Origin of the sequence: Lysinibacillus sp. NPDC086135 (assembly GCF_044746345.1) — a bacterium.
GTDB lineage: Bacteria > Bacillota > Bacilli > Bacillales_A > Planococcaceae > Lysinibacillus.
The window spans coordinates 46,612-62,527 of sequence record NZ_JBIVCA010000027.1 but is presented as its reverse complement, the minus strand read 5'-3'; the positions used below and the strand labels follow the sequence as shown (position 1 = coordinate 62,527).

Sequence of the window (15,916 nt, the reverse complement as noted above, 5' to 3'; positions counted from 1 at the left end):
TTTGAGTATGCTTAAAAACAGTTTTTAGATGCTTAGTAGCTTAAGAATTTTCCAATTCTGATGTTTTTTATGGTTGACATATCACCACTGGGCTATTACAGAGAGTTCAATATTAGTGAACCATCTACAAAAACAAGCCGCTTGATTACCTTTGTAATCGATACCAATAAAACCGACTACACCTTCTATTTCAAAAGACTTCCCTTGATGTATTAAATTCGTATCTGCTGTAATTACAGGTATCGCCCAATCATAAAAAAATTGTTTAATGCGAAGGGCTTTTCCTTTACTATGTATTTCAAAACGAATTGAAGAACGTTGCTTATTTGTTTCTTTTTTTAACGTAATATTTTTAAGGATATATGATTCAGGTAATGTAGGCATTAATATTACAAAATTCGTATATTTTTGAGCTACTTTTATTTCATCAATTAAAAGTTCGTTAATCACTTAAATCCCCCCTCATCCAATTTTTACATAAAGAAAACACATAATAAATCATTCATAAGTCCAATATTGACAGTGCCATCCCACTTAACTTCCCAGAATGTCGTTTTGTAACATTGAATAAAATGATATTATTCCACAATCTGGCCCGATTATTGAACACGAGTTAAACAACACTCTTAAACTAACCTGCACCGTTAGTTCAATAAAAAAGAGCTGCATATGTAACTCAATGATCTTCAAGTAAAGCAGCACCCAGTTAGTTTAATAAGAAAAGCAAATCTAATAAAGAATAGTACATACTTATGATACGGTTCACCTTAATGTAGTTAGTTTCCATTTTCTATATATTCCTTACCAGCGATTCATCGCTATTTTCACCCAGACAACGTATAATAAGAGAAGCGGAAGAAGAATTCATTTTTCCTCTAGTTAAAAAAAGAGGTGCAATTACTTGAAACAGTTTGAAACAGCATTACCTGAGCAGTATGAAACATTAAAAAAACAGGCCAATTATACGTCTAGCTGGCGAGAGCGTTTAGACGCAGTCGAAATGTTATCGGCTTATCAACATGACAAAATCATAGATTTATTAAAAAATCGTATGCAGCATGATACTGTCAACAAGGTGCAATTAGCAGCCTATGAAGCACTCGCGGCGTTTGGTGAGGACGTAGAGAAGCCATCACCTGCACGTTTTGATATTATCAAAGGCACAGACAAAATTTTCCTGCGGGTGAAAAAGAGCTTGCCGAAGGACCATACAGTGGCAGACTTTGCGGATAAACTAAAACGAATGCGTTTAGATGTCTTTGATGCGTATGAAGGCGACAAAGGTGTAGAATTTATGAACTGGTTAGAGGAACGTTGGGCAAAACTATAATCAGTAGTTTTGCGATTTATGAAGGAAAGTCATTCTCTCCGCTTGTGGAGGGAATGGCTTTTTCTTATCTTACGCTGCGGATCATCGAAACTAATATTAAATTGTATTACTTCTTTTCTTTGTTCATCTATCTTTATTGTTTAATGATAAAACAAACACCTTATTAAACTAACCTGCTCCGTTAGCACAATAAGTTCAACAAAAAAGGGTTAAAACTTCTAAGACCGACGCCTTCGAAAGATTAATCTACTTCAATTTTTCAATTGATGTTAGGGATATTTTTTCTGTTAATCCCAAATTATCTGTTTCAGCTTCTAACTTTTTTTCATCAAATGGACCAAAAACTTGATGATTATTTACATCAATAATCCAATATGAAATTTCTTTATTAGAAAGCTTTTCAGGTGGCTTTTCATAACCGTTTTCATCAACCACTAATACTATTTGTTTAGTAACTATATAATCTTTGTTCCACCAAACATCTGTCACTTTAGCTGGAACATACAAATAATTTACAATTGTTTCATCATCAGATTGTACAGGCTTATCACCATAGATTGCGATCTGGTGAGCTGATAGTCGGTCAATTCGATATCCGTTTTCTAAATCGATTGTATAATCAGCCATCCCAGCACAGCCAGTTAAAAATAAACATAGCAATATTAGCATTACTTTTTTTATCAGAATCACACCCCTCTCAAATATGTAACGACATATTAGACAATGGGTTTCTTTTCCACCTCGAACTATACTCCTTAGTTGAGTAGCAATAATATTTTAGAAAAGGGGCTGTCCAAAAAGAGAATTTTTAAGCAAAAATGAATAAACAGCGAAAGGCAAAAACGTTGATTTTACAGCGTTTCTGCCTTTTCCATTTCATATGATTTTAGTCAAAAAGCGACTTATGAGACTGCACCATCTCTAAATTAATATGTCCGTACCATTGGCGGTGTATAATTTGCGATATATTGTTCGATTTCGATGAATGAGTTGGAAAACTTCATTGCTTTTTTATCTGCTTCAGTTAAAAAACCGTTTGTTACCATATCATCATAAAAATCTTTTAATTTATCATAGTAGCCACCTACATTGAATAAAATACATGGATTTTGGTGTTGTCCAATTCTTGCCCATGAAATTACCTCGGAGATTTCTTCTAGAGTTCCAGGTCCCCCAGGTAGTGCAATATAGCAGTTCCCTAATTCAATCATTTTATTTTTACGTTCAGACATGGAATGAACAACTTCTAAACGAGTTAAATTAGGATGACTTAGCTCTCGGTCCATTAAAAATGTTGGAATAATGCCGATTACTTTACCGTTATGTAATAAAACTTCATCTGCAATCACACCCATTAGACCTGCTTTTCCTCCGCCATATACTAGAGTATGACCATTTTCGGCAATCCATTTTCCAAGTGATCTAGCTGCCTCTTCGTATAAATCCTTGTTACCTAGACTTGCACCACAATAAACTGAAATATTCAAATTTCATTCCTCCTCTATGTTTTTATTATAGAAGTATAAAGAGTGATTTTCATTAAAGAAGGTTAAATAAAAATAAGATAACCCTATTTATAATTGGCTTATTACCATTTCACCTGATAAGAGTACTTATAAGCGTCCATTTTTTCTAACAGCTTCTTTGGGTCGGTATCTACAATTATCAAATCCCTGTATGTTTCTTTCATAAACCCTTCTTGAATTGTATGATCTATCATGGACAATAGCGGATCATAAAATCCATGAACATTTAATAATCCGCATGGTTTTTGATGATAACTTAGTTGTGCCCAAGTAAAAACTTCAAACCACTCTTCTAAAGTTCCTGCACCTCCAGGAAGAGCAATGAAACCATCCGATAGAGATGCCATTTTTGCTTTTCTTTCGTGCATAGTAGCTACGACATGTAGTTCTGTAAGTCCTTCGTGTGCAATTTCAATATCTTTTAATTTTTGAGGAATAACTCCTATTACATCCCCTCCATTTTCCAAAGTTGAATTAGCTATAGCCCCCATACAACCTACTTGAGCGCCTCCGTAAATTAATGTTCTGTCTTGTGAAGCTAAATCTCTCCCCAGTTCATTAGCTGCTTCTAAATAAAAGGCATTTTTCCCCTCACTTGAACCACAAAATACGGTTATATTTTTTATTTTCATTATTGGACCCCCTGTCTCGATTTCAATTTTTTATTAAATACAGAAATAAAAAATTCCTGATTACGAAGGAGTACAAGATTTGTACTTTCTTCGTAATCAGGAATTACGGTTCCTGGTAGAAACCTCCAAACCATATCATTGGAGTTATACGAAACTTCATTAAATTCATAGTTGCTTTTTAAAACATAACAAAAAATAGTTTAAGTTGTCAATATAGTGTCCAACACCGGAAAATCCTTTAATTATTGTAAAAGCATACTGCATATGCAACTCAATGATCTTCAAGTAAAGCTCCCCGTTAGCCATCCATGTAGCGCAAAAACCAGCGCTACACCACAGAAAATGAAAGATGATTAAGTTCTTTCATGGGAGTGCAATAAAAATTCTATTTTAATGCCTTATCTTTCAGTTTCGTAATCATTAATGATTACGTTTATAATATTACATTGTTCATCTGCGACTGCTTTGTTAGATTGTTTATTATAGTCGTAGGTTATTAAAGCCTTCCATAAAGCCCAACCTCTTGCTCTGTTCCAAGTTTCCTCATCAAAATTCAATGCATTCTTAAATGTCTTTCTGCTTTTATCATCAAAAAATGTCCAAGCCATTGCAGCATCGCAAGAAGGGTCTCCTACTCCCAATATCCCAAAATCAATAACCGCACGTAATTTACCATTTTTAATTAATATATTTCCTGGGGCTATGTCACCGTGGACCCAAACTGGTTCACCAGCCCACTTTGAAGTCAATGCTAATTCCCAAATTTCCTCCAATATATGTTTATTAAAAGTGGTTACATTATTATTAATGGCATCTCTACACTCATCATCGTATACAACAATATCACCGCCTCTATAAAAATTATGTTCCCCAGCTATGGGACCTTCACTGGCGTCAATAGATTGTAATTCAACTAAAAATCCCCCCAATTCATTCGCAAATTGATTTGGATCATCTATATTTTCGATAGTTACTATCTCTCCATCAAGCCATTTGTTGACTGACCAAGGATGTGGGTAATCCCCACTTGGTTCTCCTTTAGCTAATGGTTCAGATATTGGTGTAGAAAGATACTTGGCTAAAATGGGTAACCATTTCTGTTCTTTTTCAACTTGGGGTACATAAACTTCATCACTTGGTAATCTAACGCTCATACTATTGCCTAAGTGAAAGGTTTTATTATCATTTCCACTTTTTTTTACAGGCTTAATTTCCAAATTAGACCACTCTGGAAATTGGCTATTTATTAACTTTGATACTAAATCTACGTCGATTTTTATCATTTAATTTCTCCCTTTAAATTAATTATATTTATTGTACCATTCACTTACTACTACAAGGACTTCTTATTCCACTATCCTACACCGTTAGTTCAATAAAGTTAATACTCTTATTCACCAAAATCATCATAAGGATTAGCGTACAAATCTACATCAAATTCAGCTTCAATACTTGAAGCAAATTTTATGATGTCTTTATCCAGATATAAAGCAGGGGTATTTCCCTTTTCTATTTTAACACCTGTACACTTTATTGGAACTTCACCATAATCTCCACTCATATACTCACCTCGTAGTGTTTTTCTATAATCCTTAACTTTCCTTTTTTTATTAAATACAATTATTCATAATTTCAATATAGAGAACGAAAATGGGTGGTAAATGTTTCCTTAAAGTGAATGAAAACGTTCCACGAGAATATGGCCCGATTGTTGAACAACAAGTTAAACAACACTCTTCAACTAAACTGCACCGTTAGTACAATAAGAAAAAAAGAGCTGTCTAAAACAGCTCAATAATCTTCAAGTAAAGCACTCTTTAGTTTAATAGCATTACTTAAATCACGATCCTTAGTATTCTATAATCAATTAATCCTCATCATAAAAATTATCTACAGATTCTTGTAAATAATCTAATAGATAATCGCTGAAGTTTTCATAAGTAATGGCATACAGTTCCTTTGAAAAACGACTCCAAAAGACAACAGGGCACTCGCCATCTTTCATTTGATTGGTATCTAAGCATCTCACAGAACCATCGATATCTTCTAAAACAATATACTGTAATGGTAGGTCATACTTCTCCCTATACAATTTCGTATGGTAAACAACGGAAGAATCCGCGGCAGGTTCCTTACAACCATATGTATATATTCCAGCAAGTCCGCCGCTACCATACTGTTTTAAAAACCAATGATAACTCTTCGGGAATGTAATGTTTAGTATTTGTGCAGCTTCTCGAATCGTATCTTCACTTACCCCTCCCATAAAATCGCCATCTTTTTCATATGTGGAAATGATTGAAATAATCTTGTCATTCATCTTTTTATTTCCCTTCTAAATGTTCTTGCACTATCACTTTTCAATAGTTTTTCTAAAATTATTATACTGTTTTATTCCGATAAAACAATCTGGCCCGATTGTTGAACACAAGTTAAACAACGCTATTCAATTAACCTGCCCCGTTAGCCATCCATGTAGCGCAAAAACCAGCGCTACACCACAGAAAATGAAAGATGATTAAGTTCTTTCATGGGAGTTTAAGTGTAATTATTCACAAGCTAATATCTTTTAGTTGATTTTTAATTCCTAGAAAAGAAATCTATTGTTCCTCTTCATATTTTTTTAGAAAAGCAAAAATAACCTCTTAAGGGCAAGACCCAAAGAGGTTAAATAAATTTGTTGTCTGTTTTTATTGAGTGTCTTCGTCACCTTTGTACTCCAAAATATCACCTGGCTGACATTCCAAAGTCTTACATATCGCTTCTAATGTTGAAAAACGAACCGCTTTTGCTTTCCCATTTTTCAGAATAGAAAGATTCGCCATAGTAATTCCAACCCTTTCCGAAAGCTCCGTTACGCTCATTTTTCGTTTTGCTAACATCACATCAATATTAATAATAATTGTCATACCATCCACCTCAGACCGTCAAATCATTTTCTGATTTTATATTAATCGCTTCTTGTAGAAGCCGTTGGAGGATAGCAGCAAAAACGGCGATAATCAACGAAGCAAAAATGATGATGAGTCCCATTATTCCAATAGGAGGGTCAACTTTCTTTGCTATAAAATGGAAGAGTGGCAAACCTAATACATACAAACCACTGATTATAATCGCACAGCACTTTATGTTCTTTAACGCCTTTACAGATAATTCCGAGAACGCTGTGTTCTCGTCAATGTACCGTAAAAGATTAAAAGCCTGATAGAGAGCAAAGTAAAAAGACACAGCCGATCCATACATCACGATGAAAATGAGATATTTCATTGGAGAAATATTTGGATACAATTTTGATGCGAAATTCGCCATATGGGGTACTAAAAATATACATAAAGCAAGAACTGCAATTCCAGCCAGAAAAATAATTACCTTTAAGAAAGTTGTTGAACCTCGTTTAACATTCATATTAAGCACCTCACTTATTTAATAACATTATAAATTTAACACAAATTTTATCGTTTTGCGATAAATACATATTGTTTTTAATTATATTATTATTGTTATTTATATATCCTTTTAATTTTGACATTCATTAAAATATTCACAATAAAAAACTCGACCCATAACTAATGGATCGAGTTATAAATTTGTTTTTATTTATTCGACTTTCATTTATATAGTTGAATTTCAGTACAAAGGTTACAACGAATAAAATTACAATGGTTCCGATTAAAGTGATTTTACCCTTTTTCATTATAGACACTTCCTTTTTTACATTGAATATATGACTACGTAAAGGATTTAAACACTTAATCTATTCAACTATTCTGCCCCGTTAGCCATCCATGTAGCGCAAAAACCAGCGCTACACCACAGAAAATGAAAGATGATTAAGTTCTTTCATGGGAGTTGAATAACTTAATAATCAGTTGTTTGGAATAGCATACCATATTTCCAAATGTTAGAGTTGAAAGGTGTAAGCTTATAAAGCAAGGTATGTTGAGATTGTGGTAGCACATCATTAAGCTAATGTGCATTGTTAAGTACCTCAGAACAGCGCTCAGACAATTCGAATATCAGTTAGACATACACTTGGTTGCCTAGATTGCTCTCAGGTTGGTTCTCAGAGCTTTTTTCCAGCTTATGAACGTGGAATCAAGAGCAGAAGGCATAACAAAAGGACTTGGAACTCTTGCCCTAATTAGTACAATTTAAATTACTTTAGAAATATTTCTCGGCATTTATTTAGTATAATAAGTGAATAATAAAAAAAATATTGAAACTGGGGGAAATTACCATGCCATTATCAATTTCAAATCTCTACATCTGGAAGCCGTTTTCAATATCACCGCCACCACCGTTTACTCCAGCTGCCCAGTCAGCGCTGAATAAGCTTATATTAAAAACAGATTAAGAATCTGCGAAATATAAGCTGTTTCGTAGATTCGAAGGAGTAAACAATGAAATCTAAAATTCAGTTTATATTATCAATGATCATTTTCGGTACAATTGGTTTAGTTGTTCGATATATTGATCTTTCTTCGAGCGAAAGAGCTTTACTAAGCAGTTTCATAGGATGCTTATTTTTAACATTTATATTCTTGATCATGAAGAAAAAAATTTCATGGAATTCCGTGAAGTTGAATGCTTTAATTTTGTTTTTGTCTGGTATTGCATTAGGTGGGAATTGGGTTTTTCTTTACCAATCCTACGACTATACGACAATTGCTAACGCAACGCTAGGCTACTATTTTGCACCTGTGTTTGTGATGATTCTTTCTCCATTTGTCCTTAAGGAACAATTATCTATTAAAAAAATTGTATGCATTGGTGTAGCTATCATTGGTTTGGTTTTAATTGTTGGTGAAGGCGTAAGTGCATCTAATACAGATGATATTCTTGGACTTTCCTATGGATTAATCGCAGCTGCGTTTTACGCTGCATTATTGCTATTAAATAAATTTGTTAAAGATATGGGAAAGTTAGAGCTGACAATCATTCAGCTAGGAATAACTGCTTTACTGCTCATGCCATACGTTTTCCTTACTGAAGGCTTTGGTTTGTTTGAAGTATCCAGTTCCTCCATTCCGTTTATATTGATTTTAGGAATCGTTAATACAGGGATTGGATTTTGGTTATTCTTCTCTGGTATGGAAAAATTAAAAGGACAAAGTATTGCTATGCTAAGTTATGTAGATCCCTTTGTAGCGATACTGATTTCTGCAATGATACTGCATGAACAGATGACATCGGTTCAAATGCTTGGTGGTGCATTACTTTTAGCCTCTACATTTGTTAGTGAAATTAAATTACTCACATTTTCTAAACAAGAAATAAAAACACCAACTAAATAATGTAATAAACAGTGGGAAACGAACACTTCCCACTGTTTTTATTTTTTAATGGTTATTCAACTAAACTGCACCGTTAGTTCAATAAAAAAGAGCTGCATATGCAACTCAATGATCTTCAAGTAAAGCACCCAGTTAGCTTAGTAAATTTTCGTAGAGAAAAAACAATAAAATAATATTAAACTTTATGAACCTTATAAATATAATCATTACTTAAATCACAATTCTTAGTATTCTATAATCAATTAATCCTCATCATACAAATTATCTACAGATTCTTGTAAAGAATCTAATAGATAATCGCTGAAGTTTTCATAAGTAATGGCATACAGTTCCTCTGAAAAACGACTCCAAAAGACAACAGGGCACTCGCCATCGTTCATTTGATTGGTATCTAAGCATCTCACAGAGCCATCGATATCTTCTAAAACAATATATTGTACGGGTAGGTTATATTTTTCTCTATACAATTGTGTGTGGTAAACAACTGAAGAATCCGCGGCAGTTTTCTCACAACCATGTATATCGATTCCATCAAGTCCGCCGCTACCATACTGTTTTAAAAACCAATGATAACTCTTCGGGAATGTAATGTTTAGTATTTGTGCTGCTTCTCGAATCGTATCTTCACTTACCCCTCCCATAAAATCGCCATCTTTTTCATATGTGGAAATGATTGAAATAATCTTGTCATTCATCTTTTTATTTCCCTTCTAAATGTTCTTGCGCTTTCATTTTCCAATAGTTATTTCTAAAATTATTATACTGTGTTATTCCTCGATAAAATAATCTGGTCCGATTTTTGAACACAAGTTAAACAACGCTATTCAACTAACCTGCCCCGTTAACCCAATTAGAAAAAAGAGCTGCATATGCAACCAAAGGTGTTATTCAATTAAATGGCCCGATTGTTGAACAACAATTTCCAAAATAAAAATGGTGAAAGGTAGATATAAATCCTACTCTCATTCACCATTTTCTTACTACTAGATTATGTCTCAAAGATCCTTATACGTGTTAAACACTTTTCACTTAAGATAACATTGGCATCAACTCCTTTCTCTTCAAGGACTCGAAGAAAACAGGACCAATCGCCCATAAAACCTCTATCTAGTTACTCTCTCATTATACTAAATTTTTAAGAACAACTCCTTTTTCCCATAGAATTTCCGACACCCCATGGACAATAATGCCCGCACACCCTTTGAATCACAATGTCCTGTAGCAGCAAACATACATGATGGGTTAATAGATTCAATAACCTCAACAAAAAGAGCGTCAATCCTTGTTGGATTAACGCCCTGATTTATTTTAAATCCTTTTTATTCTTGATCAAACCATAGTAGCTCTTTATCATCAACATCGCCATTATAATTGATAAGAATTTCATCTCCAGCTTTTATATCTGTGTAAGCAAAGAAGTCAAATGTGCGATTTTTAAAATTAATCTCATAAGTTGCATTAGGTTCATAAGAATGGTTAAACAACATTCCATAACCAAGAAGGATAGCTGTTTGACCGATTCCATATTCAAAAGCATAATCACCGAGTAAAGTTTGCTCAATGTATTGGTGCTGTTCGTTTGGATAAGAAATAACAGGTGCTTCGTGTAAAAGCTCTCCTTTTTTGATATCACATGTTGCAAATACCCCTCTATTGAATTCTCCATCACTTAACGGAGATGTTTTTATTTCTATCATGGTTGTTCTCCTACTCACTTTTAATATTCTTTTTAGCTGTAACATTGGGCTCTTTTTTATCTGTAGTAATGCGTATAGCTAATATGTCGTATCATTTATACAATTAGCGTGACTCTTTTGGTGGTTGGCAAACATCACATTTACGTTGATTTTTATTTTTAAATTTTGTAAATGTTTTTTCAAAGTTGCTACCACATGCACATTTTAATAGTAATTTTTGAGAGAAACCGTGATATTCAGTCGTTAGTAACTTACTTTCCGAATTATTCTCAATAAATTCTTTAATTTTGTCAATCGTCCATTTTTTATTCAATCTTTTACACCTCTATATTTTATCTCATGCGGAGGCTTTCTAAGCATCCGTTCTGTTATAAGGAACTTCTTGATTACCTTAAGCTATTCATTATAACATGAACTGGTAAATAATTAAACAGATTCAAGATACCTTCAATCTAACATCTCACTACAAATATTGATACGTCATCGGTTTCTAATCCCAAAACGTTTTTATTGGCAGCCTTTCTTTGTTATAAGTTCCACCATCCCGAAATTCGGATAAACTCTAGAAAAATCTATTATGCCGATACTCCAATCAAAATTCCATACATCAAATACCAATCATCTGCTTTAGTTGTTCAAAAGGCACATAACCAATGATGGGTTCATATGATTTATTGTGAATAATCAAACGAGAATGAGGAATTCCCATTACCTTATATTCTGCTGCAATATCTGGGCTTTTTTCTACATTCACCTTTATAATTTTTATCTTACCACTGAATTCTTCACTGAGTTGATTAAGAGCCCCTGCAAGCATTTTACATGGGCCACACCACCCAGCCCAAAAATTTAATAACACAATTTTTTTAGTTTTTAATTGTTCTCTTAATTCTTTCTTTGTTGTTACATGAACAATCGACATAATTCTTTTCCTCCCTTGTGAAAATAAAAATCTTGAAGTTATAATATGCTTATAATTATGATTAGACCCTACTCTTTCCCTTTCACCACACATTAAAAACCTTTAATATCCACAATTGAGCAAAAATTTTAAAAATTATACTAAAAAACAACTGCCATTGTATATCCTTCAGCAGCAGCAATTATTAATGAAGACTGACCTAATTTAGCTGTCTCCCCCGCTGCATAAACATTTTCCTGTGATGTACGCCCTACCTCATCAACAAAATGCTATCATTTTTATGTAAATGACAACCAAGCTACTCTGCAAATCGGTTCGGACGCACAAAGTTTAATAACCATCCTCACCATGAAGATTCTGAATGGATTCAGTAATGACCGTTCTATCTTCAATGTCGAAGCGAAAGTTCATGATCATTTGTGGCGATTACTAAATTCTCTATCTCTAAACCATGTAATGCTTTCCATTAACAATATTTGTATCTTCTTTTCCATACAATACGTTTTTTGGATTGATCACGATGAGTAAAACCGCTACTACTGAATAAAGAATTGCGCTGTACATGATTAATTCCAGTAAATTACCATTTATTAAGCCAATAAAGAAATTAAATAATTGGTGGATGATGATTGGAATGATTAAATTCTGATTTAAGTTATAGAATGCTGTCATGACGATTTTAGTGGAAATGAGTGCAATCATAAAGAATAGTATATATTTTAGTAAATCCATGCCCATATACCCTGTAGTAAACCATATAGGAAGATGCCACATCCCCCACCAAAATCCAATGATAATCGAAGCTTTTAATGGCGAATGCTTCTTTTGAAGCTCCATTTGAGCGAATCCTCTCCACCCTAGTTCTTCACCTAGCGGCCCAGAAAGTAGGTTTTTAAAAAAGAAATAGATCAGCATTCCCCATGAAGAAACAGTAAAAACAGAGTCTACTTCACTGTTTTTCGATACGAGAAATACAATCATCAAAAATATAAATGTTTGAATCAACATCGCAGAAAGAATTACCGAAAACTTAAGCTTATTGTTGAATTTAACTTTAACAAATTGCATAAAACTTTGACCAGGATAGATTTTTTTAAACAATATGGCAAAAGCAAAGGTTGAGGACCAAGCTGATATACAGAGCATTACATCAAAAATCCATTTAGGAAATCCTAACACACTTGTGGCTCCTACAAGACAAAAAAGTGGCAAAAAAATGATATTGGTTAGTAAAATAAAACTTGCTACTGGTTTTTTTAGTTTCTTTTCTCTATTCATGCCTATTCCCCGTTTCAAACTAAGTTTTCGTAAAAAGTTTTAAGAATACCTTTAGCTTAAACCTAGGGGTTACTCACAGGTCAACACTCTTAACGCCTCAAAATTCGGCGAATAAAAAAAAACCCTTCATAGACTTGAAGGGTAATTACATATATTCTTTCTATTCATCGAAATATGAAGTTTTAATATTTTTCTCGTCCAGAAATTTTTCGATTTTTAATTGCTGCCTTCCGTTCGCTTTAGTAAAATGCTCTGAAGCAAAATCTGATATATCTGTAAGGTTACCATTTTCGACCATCCCAACAATTTCATCTTCAAATTGTATTAAAGTTTTTCTGATCGATGAAACAAATTCATAGATTGTCTTTGAAGGTTCTTTATAATCATCAGGGATATTATTATTACTAATAAAATCATTGAAATTCGCATCATTCTTTTCCCCTTCAGCTACTAAAGTATGTAATTTTTCCTGATCAGATTTAGAAGCATCCTCATATTTATAAACAATTATCTGCATTTCTTTGTCTAACACATGACTATAATCCATATACTTTTTTATACTGGCTTTCATTTCTTCTTCACTAATCGTTTCATTCTTTTTATTAGAAACAAAAATATCGTCAGGAATTTTTATAAGTACATTGTTACCGGGCTTTTCCATACTTTCTTTATGGTTTTCTTCGTTAGGCATTGTTTCGTGTGAACAAGCACACATCAATACAATCGTGAACGCCATGAATAGAAATAAAGTAAATCTTTTCATATCTATCTCCTTCTTAATCCATCTTGTCATTAATTGCACCCTTTCTTATAATTCGCTTTCATTCACGAATCGTCTCTACTTCCTCGTCTGCAATAATCGAACCATTTTACAATAAATGATTTGGTTTAAAACAGGCTATACACTTCGCGTCATAGTGCACTAGTTAAATAGTACACTATGACTTTTAAATTCGCAAGTATTTTATTCAAATAAAAGGAAGAACCCCTAAATAAAGGGCTCTCCCTTAATAAAATTGAACAAAGTATGCCTCTTCAGCAAAGCGAGGGAAATAATAAGTTTCACTTGATAGGTACATAAATCTCTAAAAATACCCGTTCAAGTCCATCTTCATAAGTGGTCAGTAATAGGTTTATATAAACTTGTCCCAAAAGTTCATACCCTTTTTCTACTGCTATTTTTCTTAAACTCGCTTCCACGTGTTGATCAATATTTTTTCCGCCAGTTGACCATCTTCCATCTTCAATTATTGTATAAATACATTTTGGATGGGATAGGATTTCACCGTCTATTTTTTCATCCGAGTCTTCCAATTTTCTTACAATGATAAACTTATCTTCTATAATACCTTCTTCATTAAAGTTGATGACTCTTCTTAAAGATGTGAGCGTAACTGCTTTTTTTAAAGTGTCCGCATTCTTTTTTAAAGTGTCATATTCATCATATGCAGTAAAATGTTCTATTTCCCCCTTTATTTCTAAAGGTTTCATTTCCTTAACTATGTATTGTCCTAAAAATTGTTTAATATTCTCACAATCTTCTTTTACTATTTGAAGCTTTTTTAATAGAAGTTTTTTATATTCTATTTCCCGTAAAACCTCTTGTTCTTTCTCTTCTAATAATAATTGTATCCCCTCAATACTCTTACTTTTTCTTAATTCCTGAATTTTTTTAATTTCAATATCAATTTCTCTATAGAAATTAACTGTTGTTATATCATAAATATCAAAATGATTATAAATTCTATATCCATTCTCCATATTTTGCTTTGGCTTTACTAATTCCTTTTCCTCATAAAATTTCAAGGTATCTCTAGATACACCTAAAAAATTAGCTACTTGCCCAATTGTGTACATTTTCCTCTCCTACCTTTGATGCAAAATCTTAATTGAATTACATAACCATATAATACCATTCGAGAATTAGAGATGCCAGATGATACTCTGACAAGCAATGGAGGTTTATTAGTCCATATTTACAGCTTTATTGAAGTAATTCTTTTTCTAATAATGACAAAAATAAGAGCCGTCGAAACAGCTCCAGGTTTCTAAAAAACTTTATTCTTCAAATGATAAATTTGTCGGTTCCTCTAAAAGATGGTTTTCAAAATGAATGTGGGTTGTAGGGATATCGTTATCAACTACCTCAAAACTAAGCCCATCCAGCCAAACTTCCCCTTTTCCTGTCAGTAAAATACCGAACGATATTATTGCACTATTTTCTGGTACATCCAGAACTATAGAATATCGATTCCAACTATTTGTACCAATGATTGGTCTATCACTCATATTATCAAATTGCAGGATATCCTCCGATGCATTATCTACTCGCATCCAAAGTCCCGCAAATTGTTTAACATTTTCAGTTTTAATAAACCCCGAGAGTTTAACTCTTTTATTTCTAAATTCATTTGCCTTAAATTGTTGCATCATTGTTGCAAATTCATCTGGATCCCGAACCGTTTTTGATTTTAAATATCCCGATGCTTTTCCTTGATGTACAGTTTCCTGATCTATTCCTATTTCATAATTATAAGGATGACTCCCACTCATAAACCAGCCTTTAATTTTCTCTTCCATTATTGATTCCTCCTTGTTTTTTCTCATAGCTCTCATTACTTTTCTGTATTGCCCTGGTGGCAAACCATATAGTTTTTTGAATGCTCGTGTAAAGGATTCTTGTGACTCAAATTGATAATAGATCGCGATATCAATAATTCTTTCATTCGTATGAAGAAGTATACTTGCAGCATTTGCAAGTCGCCTCATTCGAATATATTCCGTGACAGACTTGCCAACAGAGGTTTGAAAAACTCTGTGAAAATGATATCTTGAAAATCTGCTTACTGCATCAATATCATTGGCGGAAATTTGCTCATGTAAATGTGATTCAATCCAATTTATTGTTTTTTGAATTAGCCAATCATTTTTCAACGGTATTTCACCTCCTCTTCACTTATAATCATAACGAATAAAATTTAATAATTTTTGACTTTTTTTGCGATATTTTTTAAAACCAGAGATACTTTAACAAAACATCTTCAATAAAATTGATTTTTACTACACTTTAATCCAAGTGTAAAATTCGAATACGGGTATAAAAGCAAGTGACTATTTCACTCCTTTTACTATTTCGCCTTTCACGCTAAGCTGTCCACCTAAAAAAGATACATGCTTAAACTTGCTAAAAGATCTTATTCTGCTTTAACATAATTAAGCAATGATATGTGACAGTAT

The 15,916-nt window shown here is 33.1% G+C and carries 19 protein-coding genes and 1 riboswitch; of the genes, 2 read left to right on the top strand and 17 right to left on the bottom strand.

Going from position 1 to position 15,916, the window contains the following annotated elements:
- Nucleotides 1-81: 81 nt before the first annotated feature.
- Nucleotides 82-450, bottom strand: a complete 369-nt coding sequence (locus tag ACIPKN_RS24555; protein ID WP_400941264.1) for a hypothetical protein — start codon at nt 448-450, stop codon at nt 82-84.
- A 451-nt stretch (nt 451-901) separates the two neighbouring features.
- Here ACIPKN_RS24555 and ACIPKN_RS24550 point away from each other — a divergent pair, with 451 nt between their 5' ends.
- Nucleotides 902-1,330: a HEAT repeat domain-containing protein gene (locus ACIPKN_RS24550; RefSeq protein ID WP_370048166.1), complete on the top strand. Its 429-nt coding sequence runs from the start codon at nt 902-904 to the stop codon at nt 1,328-1,330.
- A gap of 246 nt (nt 1,331-1,576) precedes the next feature.
- On the opposite strand, the gene ACIPKN_RS24545 is transcribed toward ACIPKN_RS24550, so the two are convergent.
- From ACIPKN_RS24545 to ACIPKN_RS24510, 8 genes are all read right to left on the bottom strand, one after another.
- Nucleotides 1,577-2,020 carry a DUF3997 domain-containing protein gene (locus ACIPKN_RS24545; protein ID WP_142507638.1) on the bottom strand — a complete coding sequence of 148 codons (444 nt, stop codon included), beginning with the start codon at nt 2,018-2,020 and terminating at the stop codon, nt 1,577-1,579.
- 236 nt (nt 2,021-2,256) lie between these two features.
- Nucleotides 2,257-2,817: an LOG family protein gene (locus ACIPKN_RS24540; RefSeq protein WP_142507639.1), complete on the bottom strand. Its 561-nt coding sequence runs from the start codon at nt 2,815-2,817 to the stop codon at nt 2,257-2,259.
- A gap of 101 nt (nt 2,818-2,918) precedes the next feature.
- On the bottom strand, nt 2,919-3,482 hold the full coding sequence (locus tag ACIPKN_RS24535) for an LOG family protein (RefSeq protein ID WP_400941272.1): 564 nt from the start codon (nt 3,480-3,482) through the stop codon (nt 2,919-2,921).
- Between the two features lie 79 nt (nt 3,483-3,561).
- Nucleotides 3,562-3,660, bottom strand: a riboswitch (purine riboswitch).
- A 226-nt stretch (nt 3,661-3,886) separates the two neighbouring features.
- Nucleotides 3,887-4,771 (bottom strand): aminoglycoside phosphotransferase family protein, encoded by an 885-nt coding sequence (locus tag ACIPKN_RS24530; protein ID WP_400941261.1) that lies wholly within the window; start codon nt 4,769-4,771, stop codon nt 3,887-3,889.
- A gap of 107 nt (nt 4,772-4,878) precedes the next feature.
- Entirely contained in the window at nt 4,879-5,049 is a 171-nt protein-coding gene (locus ACIPKN_RS24525; protein ID WP_400941258.1) for a hypothetical protein, read from the bottom strand.
- A 306-nt stretch (nt 5,050-5,355) separates the two neighbouring features.
- Complete coding sequence (locus ACIPKN_RS24520) at nt 5,356-5,808, bottom strand: SMI1/KNR4 family protein (protein WP_400941256.1); 453 nt, start codon at nt 5,806-5,808, stop codon at nt 5,356-5,358.
- A 370-nt stretch (nt 5,809-6,178) separates the two neighbouring features.
- Nucleotides 6,179-6,397, bottom strand: coding sequence for a helix-turn-helix domain-containing protein (locus tag ACIPKN_RS24515; RefSeq protein ID WP_400941254.1), 219 nt, complete (start codon nt 6,395-6,397; stop codon nt 6,179-6,181).
- A 10-nt stretch (nt 6,398-6,407) separates the two neighbouring features.
- The gene (locus ACIPKN_RS24510) at nt 6,408-6,893 is read right to left on the bottom strand and encodes a DUF2975 domain-containing protein (protein ID WP_400941251.1); all 486 of its coding nucleotides are present in this window, start codon (nt 6,891-6,893) and stop codon (nt 6,408-6,410) included.
- Nucleotides 6,894-7,888: 995 nt separating this feature from the next.
- On the opposite strand from ACIPKN_RS24510, the gene ACIPKN_RS24505 reads away from it, so the two are divergent.
- Nucleotides 7,889-8,782: a DMT family transporter gene (locus ACIPKN_RS24505; RefSeq protein WP_400941249.1), complete on the top strand. Its 894-nt coding sequence runs from the start codon at nt 7,889-7,891 to the stop codon at nt 8,780-8,782.
- A 242-nt stretch (nt 8,783-9,024) separates the two neighbouring features.
- On the opposite strand, the gene ACIPKN_RS24500 is transcribed toward ACIPKN_RS24505, so the two are convergent.
- From ACIPKN_RS24500 to ACIPKN_RS24465, 8 genes are all read right to left on the bottom strand, one after another.
- Nucleotides 9,025-9,477 (bottom strand): SMI1/KNR4 family protein, encoded by a 453-nt coding sequence (locus ACIPKN_RS24500; RefSeq protein ID WP_400941246.1) that lies wholly within the window; start codon nt 9,475-9,477, stop codon nt 9,025-9,027.
- Between the two features lie 624 nt (nt 9,478-10,101).
- The gene (locus tag ACIPKN_RS24495) at nt 10,102-10,479 is read right to left on the bottom strand and encodes an SET domain-containing protein (protein ID WP_400941244.1); all 378 of its coding nucleotides are present in this window, start codon (nt 10,477-10,479) and stop codon (nt 10,102-10,104) included.
- Nucleotides 10,480-10,582: 103 nt separating this feature from the next.
- On the bottom strand, nt 10,583-10,792 hold the full coding sequence (locus tag ACIPKN_RS24490; protein ID WP_400941242.1) for a hypothetical protein: 210 nt from the start codon (nt 10,790-10,792) through the stop codon (nt 10,583-10,585).
- A gap of 294 nt (nt 10,793-11,086) precedes the next feature.
- Nucleotides 11,087-11,401 carry a thioredoxin family protein gene (locus ACIPKN_RS24485; protein WP_400941239.1) on the bottom strand — a complete coding sequence of 105 codons (315 nt, stop codon included), beginning with the start codon at nt 11,399-11,401 and terminating at the stop codon, nt 11,087-11,089.
- A gap of 444 nt (nt 11,402-11,845) precedes the next feature.
- A complete protein-coding gene (locus ACIPKN_RS24480; protein WP_400941236.1) occupies nt 11,846-12,679 on the bottom strand; it encodes a CPBP family intramembrane glutamic endopeptidase in 834 nt (277 codons plus the stop codon).
- A gap of 160 nt (nt 12,680-12,839) precedes the next feature.
- Complete coding sequence (locus ACIPKN_RS24475) at nt 12,840-13,472, bottom strand: NDxxF motif lipoprotein (RefSeq protein ID WP_400941233.1); 633 nt, start codon at nt 13,470-13,472, stop codon at nt 12,840-12,842.
- A 269-nt stretch (nt 13,473-13,741) separates the two neighbouring features.
- Nucleotides 13,742-14,536 (bottom strand): MerR family transcriptional regulator, encoded by a 795-nt coding sequence (locus tag ACIPKN_RS24470; RefSeq protein ID WP_400941230.1) that lies wholly within the window; start codon nt 14,534-14,536, stop codon nt 13,742-13,744.
- A 201-nt stretch (nt 14,537-14,737) separates the two neighbouring features.
- The gene (locus tag ACIPKN_RS24465) at nt 14,738-15,613 is read right to left on the bottom strand and encodes a helix-turn-helix transcriptional regulator (RefSeq protein WP_400941227.1); all 876 of its coding nucleotides are present in this window, start codon (nt 15,611-15,613) and stop codon (nt 14,738-14,740) included.
- Nucleotides 15,614-15,916 lie beyond the last annotated feature (303 nt).

Coding starts and splice junctions, on each gene's coding strand:
- ACIPKN_RS24480 (WP_400941236.1), bottom strand. CDS start 12,679: ATGAATAGAGAAAAGAAACTAAAAAAACCAGTAGCAAGTTTTATTTTA.
- ACIPKN_RS24530 (WP_400941261.1), bottom strand. CDS start 4,771: ATGATAAAAATCGACGTAGATTTAGTATCAAAGTTAATAAATAGCCAA.
- ACIPKN_RS24515 (WP_400941254.1), bottom strand. CDS start 6,397: ATGACAATTATTATTAATATTGATGTGATGTTAGCAAAACGAAAAATG.
- ACIPKN_RS24470 (WP_400941230.1), bottom strand. CDS start 14,536: ATGTACACAATTGGGCAAGTAGCTAATTTTTTAGGTGTATCTAGAGAT.
- ACIPKN_RS24500 (WP_400941246.1), bottom strand. CDS start 9,477: ATGAATGACAAGATTATTTCAATCATTTCCACATATGAAAAAGATGGC.
- ACIPKN_RS24495 (WP_400941244.1), bottom strand. CDS start 10,479: ATGATAGAAATAAAAACATCTCCGTTAAGTGATGGAGAATTCAATAGA.
- ACIPKN_RS24475 (WP_400941233.1), bottom strand. CDS start 13,472: ATGACAAGATGGATTAAGAAGGAGATAGATATGAAAAGATTTACTTTA.
- ACIPKN_RS24485 (WP_400941239.1), bottom strand. CDS start 11,401: ATGTCGATTGTTCATGTAACAACAAAGAAAGAATTAAGAGAACAATTA.
- ACIPKN_RS24520 (WP_400941256.1), bottom strand. CDS start 5,808: ATGAATGACAAGATTATTTCAATCATTTCCACATATGAAAAAGATGGC.
- ACIPKN_RS24505 (WP_400941249.1), top strand. CDS start 7,889: ATGAAATCTAAAATTCAGTTTATATTATCAATGATCATTTTCGGTACA.
- ACIPKN_RS24525 (WP_400941258.1), bottom strand. CDS start 5,049: ATGAGTGGAGATTATGGTGAAGTTCCAATAAAGTGTACAGGTGTTAAA.
- ACIPKN_RS24510 (WP_400941251.1), bottom strand. CDS start 6,893: ATGAATGTTAAACGAGGTTCAACAACTTTCTTAAAGGTAATTATTTTT.